At 62.9% G+C, this 12,487-nt stretch carries 14 protein-coding genes; 12 read left to right on the plus strand and 2 right to left on the minus strand.

Annotation, left to right across the window (positions count from 1 at the left end):
- Positions 1 to 60: 60 nt before the first annotated feature.
- Complete coding sequence (locus tag EJ071_RS25825; protein ID WP_126100376.1) at positions 61 to 1,056, minus strand: nicotinate-nucleotide--dimethylbenzimidazole phosphoribosyltransferase; 996 nt, start codon at positions 1,054 to 1,056, stop codon at positions 61 to 63.
- Between the two features lie 156 nt (positions 1,057 to 1,212).
- Between EJ071_RS25825 and EJ071_RS25830 the strand changes: the two genes are divergently transcribed.
- The 11 genes from EJ071_RS25830 to EJ071_RS25880 all read left to right on the plus strand — a co-directional run bounded on the left by EJ071_RS25830 (position 1,213) and on the right by EJ071_RS25880 (position 7,167).
- Positions 1,213 to 1,443, plus strand: a complete 231-nt coding sequence (locus EJ071_RS25830; RefSeq protein ID WP_126100377.1) for a DUF1289 domain-containing protein — start codon at positions 1,213 to 1,215, stop codon at positions 1,441 to 1,443.
- A gap of 24 nt (positions 1,444 to 1,467) precedes the next feature.
- Positions 1,468 to 2,172, plus strand: a complete 705-nt coding sequence (locus EJ071_RS25835) for a TIGR02281 family clan AA aspartic protease (RefSeq protein WP_126100378.1) — start codon at positions 1,468 to 1,470, stop codon at positions 2,170 to 2,172.
- Between the two features lie 327 nt (positions 2,173 to 2,499).
- Positions 2,500 to 2,832, plus strand: coding sequence for a DUF2282 domain-containing protein (locus tag EJ071_RS25840; RefSeq protein ID WP_126102718.1), 333 nt, complete (start codon positions 2,500 to 2,502; stop codon positions 2,830 to 2,832).
- Between the two features lie 67 nt (positions 2,833 to 2,899).
- Positions 2,900 to 3,763, plus strand: a complete 864-nt coding sequence (locus tag EJ071_RS25845; RefSeq protein WP_126100379.1) for a DUF692 domain-containing protein — start codon at positions 2,900 to 2,902, stop codon at positions 3,761 to 3,763.
- Entirely contained in the window at positions 3,747 to 4,538 is a 792-nt protein-coding gene (locus EJ071_RS25850) for a DNA-binding domain-containing protein (protein WP_126100380.1), read from the plus strand. The genes EJ071_RS25845 and EJ071_RS25850 overlap by 17 nt, the downstream gene beginning before the upstream one ends.
- Complete coding sequence (locus EJ071_RS25855) at positions 4,535 to 5,020, plus strand: DoxX family protein (RefSeq protein ID WP_126100381.1); 486 nt, start codon at positions 4,535 to 4,537, stop codon at positions 5,018 to 5,020. The genes EJ071_RS25850 and EJ071_RS25855 overlap by 4 nt, the downstream gene beginning before the upstream one ends.
- Entirely contained in the window at positions 5,017 to 5,622 is a 606-nt protein-coding gene (locus EJ071_RS25860; RefSeq protein ID WP_126100382.1) for a sigma-70 family RNA polymerase sigma factor, read from the plus strand. Before EJ071_RS25855 ends, EJ071_RS25860 begins: the two co-directional genes overlap by 4 nt.
- The gene (locus EJ071_RS25865) at positions 5,619 to 6,275 is read left to right on the plus strand and encodes an NrsF family protein (RefSeq protein ID WP_126100383.1); all 657 of its coding nucleotides are present in this window, start codon (positions 5,619 to 5,621) and stop codon (positions 6,273 to 6,275) included. The genes EJ071_RS25860 and EJ071_RS25865 overlap by 4 nt, the downstream gene beginning before the upstream one ends.
- Positions 6,272 to 6,652 carry a mercuric transporter MerT family protein gene (locus EJ071_RS25870; RefSeq protein ID WP_126100384.1) on the plus strand — a complete coding sequence of 127 codons (381 nt, stop codon included), beginning with the start codon at positions 6,272 to 6,274 and terminating at the stop codon, positions 6,650 to 6,652. The genes EJ071_RS25865 and EJ071_RS25870 overlap by 4 nt, the downstream gene beginning before the upstream one ends.
- Positions 6,653 to 6,661: 9 nt before the next feature.
- Positions 6,662 to 6,943: a heavy-metal-associated domain-containing protein gene (locus EJ071_RS25875; RefSeq protein WP_126100385.1), complete on the plus strand. Its 282-nt coding sequence runs from the start codon at positions 6,662 to 6,664 to the stop codon at positions 6,941 to 6,943.
- Entirely contained in the window at positions 6,940 to 7,167 is a 228-nt protein-coding gene (locus EJ071_RS25880; protein ID WP_126100386.1) for a GDCCVxC domain-containing (seleno)protein, read from the plus strand. Before EJ071_RS25875 ends, EJ071_RS25880 begins: the two co-directional genes overlap by 4 nt.
- A gap of 156 nt (positions 7,168 to 7,323) precedes the next feature.
- Here EJ071_RS25880 and dusA read toward each other — a convergent pair whose 3' ends face one another.
- Positions 7,324 to 8,310, minus strand: coding sequence for a tRNA dihydrouridine(20/20a) synthase DusA (gene dusA, locus EJ071_RS25885; RefSeq protein ID WP_126100387.1), 987 nt, complete (start codon positions 8,308 to 8,310; stop codon positions 7,324 to 7,326).
- Between the two features lie 524 nt (positions 8,311 to 8,834).
- Between dusA and EJ071_RS25890 the strand changes: the two genes are divergently transcribed.
- Positions 8,835 to 12,482 (plus strand): DUF5801 repeats-in-toxin domain-containing protein, encoded by a 3,648-nt coding sequence (locus tag EJ071_RS25890; protein ID WP_126100388.1) that lies wholly within the window; start codon positions 8,835 to 8,837, stop codon positions 12,480 to 12,482.
- Positions 12,483 to 12,487 lie beyond the last annotated feature (5 nt).

The following is a 12,487-nucleotide window of genomic DNA, read 5'->3' on the forward strand; positions in this document are numbered from 1 at the left end:
ACATGGGTAAAATCAAGAACCTAAAGCGCGCGGAGCGAATCTGAAAGATCGCAACGCGCCTTAGTTGCGAACAACTACCGCCATGCCGGAACTGGTAAGCGCCGCGGCCTTCACAAGACCTGCGGCAAGTCCAGCCCCCACCCCTTCGCCGTGACTGACGCCGAGATCAAGCAACGGCTCGAGCCCAAGCCGTTCGGCGATCTTGGCATGGCCGGGCTCCGGCGACAGGCTGGCGAGCAGGCAATGGTCGAGCGCACCGGGATTGGCCCTGTGCAGAACCGAGGCGGCGGCCGTCGAGACGAACCCGTCAAGCAACACCGGGATCTTCTGCATGCGGGCTGCCAGAATGGCGCCGCAGATCGCCGCGAGCTCGCGGCCGCCGACCCGGCGCAACGCTTCGAGCGGATCGTCAAGGCTGGAGCCGTGGAGGGCCAGTGCCCGGTCGACCGCGTCGGCCTTGCGCGCCACCATCGTCGCATCCGCGCCCGATCCCGGCCCGACCCAGTCGGCGCCCTTGCCGCCGAACAGCGCCGCGCACAAGGCGGCCGCAATCGTGGAATTGCCGACGCCGAGGTCGCCCAGGCAAAGAAGGTCGGCACCGCCGGCGACGGCTTCCATGCCGAAGGCCATGGTGGCGGCGCAGCCGCGTTCGTCGAGCGCCGCTTCCTCGGTGATGTCCCCGGTCGGAATGTCGAGTGCCAGATCGAAGACTTTCAGGCCGAGATCGTTGGCGATGCAGACCTGGTTGATTGCCGCACCGCCGGCAGCGCAGAGTTCGACGGCATTGGCGGTCGCCGAAACGGGCCGCGGCGAGATCGCATGCCGGACAGCGCCGTGATTGCCGGCAAAGATCGCCACAAGAGGCCGGTTTACCGCCGGCGGCGCACGCCCGCTCCAGGCGGCCAGCCAGGTCGCGATATCCTCGATGCGCCCAAGCGAGGCCTTTGGCTTGTCGGTCTTGGCGAACAGCGTGCGGATACGGGTTTCGGCGGCGACGTCCGCCGTCGGCAGCGTCGCGAGCAGGGTGCGGAAATCATCGAAAGGCTTGGCGGTCATATCGGTCTCATTGCAGGAACAGGCAGCGGCATAGCCGCCTTCGCTGCCCGGCACAACCGCCCGGCAATGCCGCGAAAGCACCGGTGGGCGGCGCATTGCGGAGGGCTTGCATTGGCTTTGTGGTTGCACCATGTGGAGTGAAGGCAAGAGAACAGCATGACCGCCATCGAGTCTCCCTGCATACTCGTCTGCTCGATCGACATGAAAACCGGCTTCTGCTTCGGCTGCGGGCGCACGCGCGATGAGATCGCGACCTGGCTCACGATGACGCCGGAAGTCCGGCGGACGGTGATGGCCGAGTTGCCGGCGCGGCTGGAGACGGTCGAACGCCGGCCCCGCCGCGAAACGCGGCGCGTCCGCATGGCGCGCGAGCGCGGCATGTTGTGAGCAAGGACTGAGAGAGGGCTGGCCATGAGTCGCCTGTTCTGGATCGTCATGCTGGTGATCGGCGCCGGGCTGATCCTGCTGATGATGAATGATTCCGCCGGCCGTACCTTCGGCATCGAGAACCACGATTTCAGCCGGCTGATCTGGGTTGGCGTCCTGGTAACGGTGATTGGCGCCAGCCTCGTTCGCTCGGGCCGGCCGCTCGGCGACATGGCGCGCAATATCGGCGTCTGGGCGGCCATCGTGCTGGCGCTGATTGCCGGCTACCAATACCGCTACGAGCTTCAAGACGTTGCCAGCCGCGTGACGGCCGGCCTTGTTCCGGGAAGCCCGCTGGCGCTGGGCGTTGACAATGGCCGCGCCACCGTCACGCTCGACAAGGCCGACAACGGCCATTTCGAAGCGCGAATCCTGGTCAACGGTACTCCGGTGCGGACGGTTGTCGACACCGGCGCGACCAGCACGGTGCTGACGGCGCAGGACGCCCAGGCGGCCGGGTTCAATCCGGCGGCGCTCAGCTACACCGTGGACGTTTCGACCGCCAACGGCATGGCTCGCGCGGCGACGGTCAGAACCGATGAAGTGGCGATCGGCGGCATCGTGCGCAAGGACATGCCGGTCATGGTGGCGGCGCCCGGCATGCTCGAGCAGAGCCTGCTCGGCATGAACTTTATCAGTTCGCTGTCGGGCTTCGACGTGCGCGGAGACCGCATGGTGCTGCGCGATTAAAGCATGTCTCCCGAAAGTGGGAACCGGTTTCGGGACAAAGACATGCGTAAAATCAAAAACTAAAGCGCACGGAGCGAACCTGAAAGATCGCGACGCGCTTTAGACCCTCAAGCCGGTTCGGCCACCGCCTTGCCGAGGCCGGCCTTATGGCTTTGCTTCAGGTGCATTTGTGCCGACCATTCCTGAGCCCAACTACACGAATTCGTGAACCGCGGCGATCTGAACCGCCGTAACCTCAGAAGGCGCCGCCGCGAACCTCCAGAAGAACCTGCCGCTTCCAGCATCGCCGGGGAGAAGGTTCGTCCAACAATGCCAATGGAGGATAGCATGTCAAACCGCCTGATTTCCGCTGCCGTCGCCAGCGCCTTTGCCGCAGCCATTGGCGCCGCCGCCATCGGCTCCGCATCGGCCGCTATGAGCGAGGCAGAAATGATGAAGATGCGGGAGATGACCAAAAAGGAGGTCGCTTCCGGCAAAATGGAGAAGTGCTTCGGCGTGGCGCTGAAGGGCCATAACGACTGCTATGCGGGCGCTGGAACCACCTGCGCGGGCACCTCCACCAAGAACTACCAAGGCAATGCCTTCAAGCTGGTGAAGAAGGGAACCTGCACCGCCATGACCACGCCCAATGGCCATGGCTCGCTGAAGCCGATCGGCTGATCCCCAGGAAACCCCGGCGGATGGCGAGGCCATCCGCCTCCTATCCGTGACTTTCCGGGAGATCGACATGAACATACCTCAGCGCGCCGGAGTGGGACTTAAGCCGCAGCACTACCGCGAGATCCTGGAAACTGTGCCGGATATCGGCTTTTTCGAGGTCCACGCCGAAAACTACATGGGGGCGGGCGGACCGCCGCACCGCTACCTTGCGGCGGTGCGCGAGCTTTATCCGCTGTCGCTGCACGGCGTCGGCCTGTCGATTGGCGCGGCCAGGCCCCTCGACCAAGACCATCTGAGGCGCCTGAAGGACCTGATCGCCCGCTACGAGCCTGGGCTTTTCTCCGAGCACCTCGCATGGTCGAGCCATGGCGAGGCGTTTCTGAACGATCTACTGCCGATGCCCTACACCAAGGAAACGCTCCAACGCATCGCCTCTCACATCGACGAGGTGCAGGAGACGCTCGGCCGCCAGATGCTGCTGGAAAATCCTTCCACCTACGTCGCCTTTGCCGAAAGCACCTATGCCGAGCCCGATTTCATCGCCGAGGTGCAGCGGCGCACCGGCTGCGGTCTGCTGCTCGATGTGAGCAACGTCCACGTCGCTTCGACCAATCAGCAATGGGATCCCTTCGCCTATATCGATGCCTATCCGCTCGTCGCCGTGCAGGAAATACACCTTGCCGGCTTCACGCCGGAGACCGACGAGAAACAGCGGCCGCTGCTTATCGATACCCACAACCGACCGGTCGACCCGTTGGTTTGGCAGCTCTACACCTACGTGATCGGCAAGCTCGGTCCCACGCCGACGCTGATCGAATGGGATGCCGATTTGCCATCATGGGGCGAGCTGCACGCCGAGGCCATGCGGGCCGAAGCGCATATGAAGTCTCACGCGACACCGCAGGAGGTGCGCCTTGCAAGGACTGGCTGAACGGCAGCAGGACTTCGCGATGGCCCTGCTCGATGCTGCTCGCGCCACGCCGCCGGGCATCGTGGGTCCCGATGGCTTACCGAGTCCACGCCGCTTTGCGGTCTATCGCAACAACGTCGTGGCCGGCCTCATCGAGACATTGAAGGAAAACTACCCGGCGGTTCATCGTATCGTCGGGGACGAATTCTTCCGCGCTATGGCCGGGCAATTCGCAACGGCCCATCCGCCTCGGTCTCCGATCATGCTCGGCTACGGGTCGGGTTTCCCGGAATTCATTGGTGGATTCGAGCCTGTGGCGGCGCTGCCCTATCTCGCCGACGTGGCGAGGATCGAGCGCGCCTGGATCGAGGCCTATCACGCGGCCGATGCGGAACCGCTTACAGCCGCCGATCTCCTCGCCATCGAACAGGATCGCCTCGCCCAGGTGAGGCTGGCGCTCCATCCTTCGCTGCGTGTTACGCGATCGCAGTTTCCCGCCCTCACCATCTGGCGCATGAACATTGCGGGCGGCGAGCCTGCACCCGTCGATCTCGAAGCTGGCGGCGAGGATACTCTCATCATCCGGCCGGGCGCAGAAGTCGGTGTTCACCAAATCCCGATGGGCGCCGCGGCCCTTGTCACGTGCCTGGGCGCCGGCAGGCCAGTAGTGGCCGCGGCTATCGCAGCGCTTGAGGTCACGGTCTACTTCGATCTCAGCGCGACGTTGGCCGGACTGATTGAAGCCGGCGCCTTCGTCGGTTGGAGCCTCGAACGGGATGCCGCAGGTGAGCCATGACGATCTCAGCTCCGGAACTCGTCCGTACACTGACAAGGCGGCTTTCCTCGGTTGCCGTGGCTGTGGCGCCCCTGTTTCTGCGAGCAGCACTCGCGGTGCCGTTTTTCCGCTCAGGCCTTACCCGCTGGGACGGTTTCCTGCAGCTCTCGGACAGCACCGTCTATCTGTTCGAACAGGAGTTCAAGTTGCACATCTTCGGCGCCGAGTATGGTTTCCCCATGCCAGATGTCGTGGCCTATCTGGTCGCGACCGCCGAACTCGTTTTGCCAGTGCTGCTGGTCCTGGGCCTCGCCACCCGCTTTGCCGCGCTGGCGATGCTCATCATGACCGGTGTCATCCAGCTTGTGGTGCCCGATGGCTGGGCCAACTTCCACCTGCCCTGGGCCGCCATGGCGATCTCCATCATCGCCCTGGGCGCAGGGCCGATTTCCCTCGATCGGCTGATAGCCTTACGATTTGCTTCGGAGGCACACCGGCAATGACCACCAAACCGGTGCTGAAACTTGTGCGGGCGCCGGCTGTTCCCTCGCTGCAGGTGCGAGAACTGGATTGGTCGATCCTCATGGCCAGGGCTCAGGACGGTGACGCCGATGCCTACCGGCGGCTCCTGGAGAGCATCACTCCATATCTCCGCGCTCACGCGGCGCGCTGCCACCGCAATCCCAGCGATATCGAGGATGCGGTGCAAGATATACTGCTCAGCCTGCATACCGTGCGCCGGACCTATGATCCGGCGCGGCCGTTCGGTCCCTGGCTTACGGCCATTGCCCGGCGCAGGCTGATCGACCGCCTGCGCCGCCAGGGCCGCCGCCGGACCTACGAAACGGAATTTGAATCTGCTCACGAAACCTTTGCCGATCCGCCCGCGAACCTTGAGGGCATGACGGATATCCATGAGATTGCGGCGGCCCTCGACCGCCTTCCTGCCGGACAGCGCGAAGCCGTCCGGCTCACCAAGATCGAAGGGCTGTCGCTGAAGGAAGCCTCGGCGGTGAGTGGTACGAGCGTGGCGGCGCTTAAAATCGCCACTCACCGCGCCATCCAGCGTCTGCGGCGATTCTTCCATGGCGGGAGTGAAACATGATCCCCACGGATGATCTCATTTCCGCGCTTGCGGCCAATCTGAGACCGGTCAGGCGGCTGCGCCCACCGCTGCTGCGCGCCGCCGGTTTCCTGCTTCTGGCCGCATTGATCCTCACGATGATCGCCGCTGGCCATGGCTGGCGACCAGGCCTCCTTGTTCGCCTGGCCGATATCCGCTTCGCCGTGAGCCTCACAGGGGCTGTCCTAACCGGCATCCTTGCCGCGGTCGCGGCATTCTTCATCAGCCTTCCCGGCCGTTCACGTCATTGGCTTTGGCTGCCGCTTCCGGCGCTTGCCTTGTGGCTTTTCTCGATCGGCTATCAGTGCCTGCGCTTCTGGACCCCGATGGTTCCCGGTAGCGCGGCTCCTGGTGAGACGGCCTCCTGCATTGCCACATTGGTGCTGACCAGCCTGCCGTTGTCGCTGGCCTTGGCTCTGATGCTGCGCCATGCCGCCAGTTTCAACCCAGCGCCGGTGATCTTCGCCGCAAGTCTCTCCGTGGCTGGAATTACTGCCGCGGCGCTTACCCTGTTCCATCCAATCGACGCCAGCATCGAGATTCTGATGTTCAATCTTGGCACCGGATTGTTGATCATGCTGTCGGGCGCCGCCATCAACCTGTTCCTGTCGAGCCGCGTGGAGATGCCGGAATGATCGGACCATCGCCCGTCAGCAACCCAACGACATCATGGACTGGCCTGTCGTTCGCTCTTGGCGGCCTTTCGGCAGGTCTCCTCGCCTCCGCCTGCTGTATCCTTCCACTCGCTTTCGCACTCGCCGGGATTAGCGGCGCCTGGATCGCGCGCCTCACCGCGCTGGCGCCCTATCAGCCGTACTTCCTGACGCTCGCAGCCGTCTCCATCGCTCTCGGATACTGGCGCTACCGCCGCAGTGAAGCGGCCGCCTGCGATCCAGGCTCCCTCTGCGCCAGCCCCGTTTATCGCCGTTCCACCCGATGGATTCTGTTGGCCGCGAGCCTGATTGCAGCGTCGGCGGCCGCTGTCGATCTCTTCGGACGGCTCAATTCGTAGGAGGTCCCCATGCGCATTGCGATTGCAATCGCTGTCCTGCTCCTCGTCGCCGCGCCCGCTGCTGCCGGACAGCGCACGGCCACATTCTCGGTGCCCGACATGACATGTCCGCTCTGCCCGGCCACCGTTACGACCGCAATCAAGCACCTCGACGGCATCGTCTCCGTTTCAACCGACGTCGATGCCAAGACCGCGACGGTTGTCTTCGACGACAGCAAGACGAGCCCAGCAGCGATCGCCGATGCTTCCACAAACGCCGGCTATGCAGCAGCCTTGGTGAATGAGCAATGACCGAACTCACCAGCACCATCACCTGTCCGGCCTGCGGTCACCGCAAAACCGAGACGATGCCGGCCGATGCCTGCCAGTATTTCTACGAATGCGAAAGCTGCGGGATTCTCCTCAAGCCCCTGGCGGGAGATTGCTGCGTATTCTGCTCTTACGGTGATCACCCCTGTCCGCCGAGACAGAAGGAGCCGCAATCCGGTCCCGCAGGCCAGCATTGTCGCTGCTGAGATCTGTGACATAAATACGGACAGGATCGCCTGCGAGATTTGAGTTGCAGCCTCTTAAAGCATGTCTCCCGAAAGTGGGCCCGGTTTCGGGACGAAGACATGCTTAAAATCGAAAACCTAAAGCAGGTCGCGTGAATCCTTTTCACGCGACCTGCTTTAGGCGGCTTCGGCCGCAGCCCCGCTGAGATCGACCGCCGCAAAGGCTGCCTCCAGCACCTCCGGCCCCGCTCCGGGTTTGTTGGCATCGGTGGACAGAATCTGCCGGTAGCGGCGCGCGCCCGGAAGGCCATGGAACAGGCCGACCATATGGCGGGTGATGTGGCCGAGCCTTCCACCCTTCTCGATATGGCGCGCGGCGTAAGCAGCCATTGCATCCATCAGCGCCGCGTAGTCGAATGCGATCCGCGCCTCGTCATAGAAAGCCGCATCGACGCCGGCAAGGATGCCCGGCGTATGATAGGCCGCACGGCCAAGCATGGCGCCGTCGACATGGCGCAGATGTTCGGAAACCTCGTCGAGCGATTGAATACCGCCATTGATGCCGATGAATTCGTTCGGCTTTCTGGCCTTCAGCCGATAGACGCGCGAATAATCGAGCGGTGGGATGTCGCGGTTTTCCTTAGGGCTCAGCCCCTCCAGCCACGCCTTGCGGGCGTGCACCCAGAGGGCATCGGCACCGGCCGCGAGCACTCCGTCAGCCAGCGTATCGAGAGCTGGTTCGGGGTCCTGATCGTCGACGCCGATGCGGCATTTGACGGTGACGGGGATTTTCACCGCCGCCTTCATAGCCGCGACGCATTGCGCCACCAGCAGCGGCGTCTTCATCAGGCAGGCGCCGAACGTGCCCGACTGGACGCGATCGGACGGACAGCCGACATTGAGATTGATCTCGTCATAACCGAACGCCTCGCCGATGACGGCCGCCTCGGCGAGCTTGCGCGGATCCGAACCGCCAAGCTGCAACGCAACCGGATGCTCGGCGTCATCAAAGCCAAGCAGGCGCTCGCGCACACCATGGATGACCGCGTCCGCCACCACCATCTCAGTGTAGAGCAGCGCGCGGCGCGTCAACTGACGGTGGAAGAACCGGCAATGCCGGTCCGTCCAATCCATCATTGGTGCTATGGCGATCATCGTCTGCATTAGGTCCTATTCATTCTTTCAGGCGATCCCAAATCCACGGACACCATCTAGTGTGTTCTTTTTGACTTTAAATGGTTCGAATCATGGGGACAAAAGTCCTGCCCCTGGAGGGACTATTTCCGATCCACACTTTTTATTAAAAGGCAATAGTCCGATTTGAAATTTCCACAAATAAGAGTAAAGTTTTTGTGCTCATGTTCTGAGCGGGAGGCGTACAGGCAGTCAATGCCTGTTGAAGAGGGGCGGGGTTGAGTATGCCCTCATTGTCGATCCTTGGTGCCCGCCGTTGGTGGGTCACCGATGCGCATAGGACGCATCCGCCTACAATTGCCTGACGGGGCAAGGAGCGGAGGATTAGCGGCGGCTCCTCCAACCCCTCTACCCCCTGAGTCAATCGAAACTTCAGGTCCCTTTTAACGATGGCGCGCAGCGCCGGCCCTGCCGGCGAATGCACGCCCATGCGACCGGTTGCCAGCGTTGGGGCTGATTTCGCGCCTGTCGCATTGAACCAGGGAGAATTCGCAATGGCACTCGACATCACAGCTCAAGACATCATCATCGACGAAACAAGCGGCTTGACAGACGACGATATTAATCCGGCCGTTCCGCCGCACGACACCAACACCACGCTGCAACATCTTCTCACTCTCGGCACCGCGCTGGAGGTCGCCTATCAGGCCGATTTCGTGCAGGCCACGGCGAGCGCCGGAGAAACCATCACCTCGGTCGTTCTCACCCAGGACGCCTCGGGAACGCCATTTTCCACCACCGACGGCGTGGTGACCGACATCCAGACGGTCGATGGCAATTATGTCTGGCTGTTCCAGGACCCGAACAATGCAGATGTCGTGATCGGCGTCATTGGTACCGCTGACCCGACCGCCGAGCCCGACCCGGCAACCGATCCGCTCGCCTTCTCGTTTGGGCTCGATCACACCAGCACCACCGATGCGGATCTGTATCTGGTTCAATATGTGGCGTTGTCCCATCCAGATGCGTCCGATCCGGACGACCAGATCGATCTGACCGATCTGGTGTACGCGTCGATCGAGGGGACCTCCCAGATCAGCTTCTCCGGCCAGAACGCTGCTCCCGGCAATCATGATTTCTACCTGATCAATTCGCCCGATGACGCCTCCAAGCAGCTTCTGGTGATAGGTCTGAACGGCGGCACCGCCAATGTCAGTGAACAGGGCTTCGGCATCAACAACCAGAGCATAAATCCGAACGAAACGCTGCAGGTCGATTTTGTGACCGGCGGCCTGCTGAACGCGGGTTCCGCGTCGCAAATCCAGTACGGCAGCCATATCGAGACCATCACGGAGGCCGGGTTCACGATCAACCAGATCACGCCTTCCAGCCCGGACAAGCGGGTGGACATCACGATCAAGGCTTTCGACAACACGGCCAACCAGCAAGGCACGGACTTCTTTGACGGCACCACGACCGACCCCGTTGACATCACCAGTGTCAAATTGACAGGTGCATCGGGGTTTGCCTCGACCATCACCGTCGACGGCACCTATGCCACCGCGAGCGGCAACGTCACCGTCACAGGGCTTAGCGGCACCGGGAACGCCGTCACCATCACCGGGCTGGATAACGTCACCACCGTCGATATCACCACCGCCGATAACATGGATCGACTGACGGTTACGGGGGTCGACGCGAATGAAGGGTGCGACATCACCGAGTTCCATTTCAAGGCGACGACCACCAATGCCCACACCGAAGAGGTCGGCTCCTTCATCAACTTCGATGACGACGGCCCGACGGCGGGGTTGACCGAGGAAAGCGCCACCGTGCTGCATGACGAAACGGCCGGCGTCGACGCCAGCTCGGACGACCAGCCCCTCGCCTCCTTGCCCGGCGCCTTCTCGGGGCTTGGTACGGCCATCGGCTGGGCAGCCAGCGCCTCCGCCGTGGTCACACCCAGCTCGAGCTTCGGCACTGACGGACCAGGCACCGAGACACTGTCGCTCGACGTCAGTGCGGCGAATGCCGATTCCGGTTTCGATACGCTCGACGGACACAACATCCTGCTCAATGTCGAGGGCGGCCTCGTCGTCGGCCGCGTCGATGCCAATGATGACGGCAGCGTCGACACGAGTGACGCAGTGGCCATCGCCATCTCCATCGACGACAACGGCATCCTCAGCATTGCGCAATACATTGCGATCGCGCATTCCGACGCCAGCGATCCCGACGACGTGCAGACGATGAACGACGGCGCCCTGCTGGCCGTGGTCACCGTCGATGACGGCGACGGCGACGGCGACGACACCAGCATCGCCATCGGCGACAAGGTGCAGATCAGAGACGACGGGCCGAGCATCACCGCAGACGGCACCATTCCGACGGTGACCACCGACGATACCGAAATTTCCGATACCGCATCGGCGGGCTTTGCTTCGGCCTTCACCACGGACGCCGGCACCGACGGCGACGCCGTCACCTATGAGCTCGGCATCAAGAGCGCCAACGTCGACAGCGGTCTCGACGACACCCTCAGCGGCGACAACATCCTGCTGCGCGTCAATGCCAGCGGCCAGGTCGAAGGCTATCTGGAGAACGACACGGGCACCGTCGCCTTCCTGATCAGCGTCGATGAGAACACCGGCGAGGTGACACTGACCCAGGACCGCTCGGTCATCCATAACGATCCGACAGACCCGGTGGAGAGCGGCCTTTCGGCGGCGACACTTGCCGCTGCCGATCTGGTGACGCTGAAGGCGACCATCACCGATGGTGACGGTGACACCGCCGATGCAACCGCCAATATCGGCACGGCTTTCAAGTTCGAGGACGACGGTCCGACGATCACGAAGCCGTTCGATGGCGACGCGGATGCCGGCAACGGTACCGGGACCCACGAAACGTTGGCCAATACACTCAACGCGTCGGCCAGCGGCGACTTCGGCTACGATATCGGCGCGGATGCTCACCCGGCCGCGTTTTACGATGCCACGCATTCGGACTTTGTCGACCAGGACCTCGTGACTGCCGGCATCCAGATCGGGCTCACCGGCTCGATCACCGGCGGCGGCGGCGGCAGTATCCTGACCCCGGACGTGACGCTGGCATCGGAGACTGATGCCTCCGCGACGTTCAACTTCAGCTTCACCTACGACAAGGATCCGGCCGCCGGTGTCCAGACAGGCACAGCGGGCGGTACCCTGGTCTTCGACAAGGTCGCCGGTACTTACACCATCACCCTGACCGACCCGCTGGAGGGCTTCAGCTTCGACGTCATCCACACCGCCGAGCTCTTGTCCAAGCAGCCCACGAGCAACGTGGGCCACCCACCGATCGTGTTGGAAAAACTGCAGGCGGATGACCCGAACACGCCGGCAGACGAAGACTTCTACGTGCAATTCACCGGCAACGCGATCAACAAGGCCAATCCGTTCAGCCTGACGAACAATGGCCAGGGATCGTCCTCCGACACCTCGTTCAACACGCCGACCGGCACTCACGACATGGTCAGCAACAACAATCCAACGTGGGTTTCGGCGACGCAGAGCACCAACGGTGTCGCCGGCGACACGATCCAGAAGGGCGAACTGCTGACGTTGCGGTTCTTCAGCAGCGACGTCGGCATCGTGAACGAGGCAACCGTCCCGACGGCGACCGCCGGCGCCATGGCGATCAAGTTCGACGGCATCGGCACCAGCGAGGACCTGATGCTGATCCTCAACCTGGTCGACGATGGCGCCGACAACATCCTCGGCACCGCGGACGACACCTCGATCACGCGGGCTGTCTACGCTGACAACTCCGACATCTTGAAAAAGGGCCAGGTCCCGGCGCCGTACAGCAGCGAGTTCACGCTCGACAACAATGACGGTCTCCTGATCATCGAGCGGAACGACTACAACGCGGCCGGCGAAGATTATGTCCTGCAGGGTGTCCAGATCATGCAGTCGGGCAACGGCATCACCGGTCAGGCGATCAGCCTGAACGGAGCGACCGGCGCTGGCGGCGGCAGCAATGCGACCGGCGGTCTGGTGAGCTTCGATGCCGTCGACAACGACGTGCTGAAGATCGTGGATATCGGCTTCACCTCGACCGTGAGCGAGACGCCGGATGCCAATCTCGACTTCTCGTTCAAGGTGGCCGACGCGGACGGCGATACGACCGCCCTCCAGCACATCCTCGTCGACATCGCCTGACCACT

This window comes from Mesorhizobium sp. M1B.F.Ca.ET.045.04.1.1, from assembly GCF_003952465.1.
Classification (GTDB): Bacteria; Pseudomonadota; Alphaproteobacteria; order Rhizobiales; family Rhizobiaceae; genus Mesorhizobium; species Mesorhizobium shonense.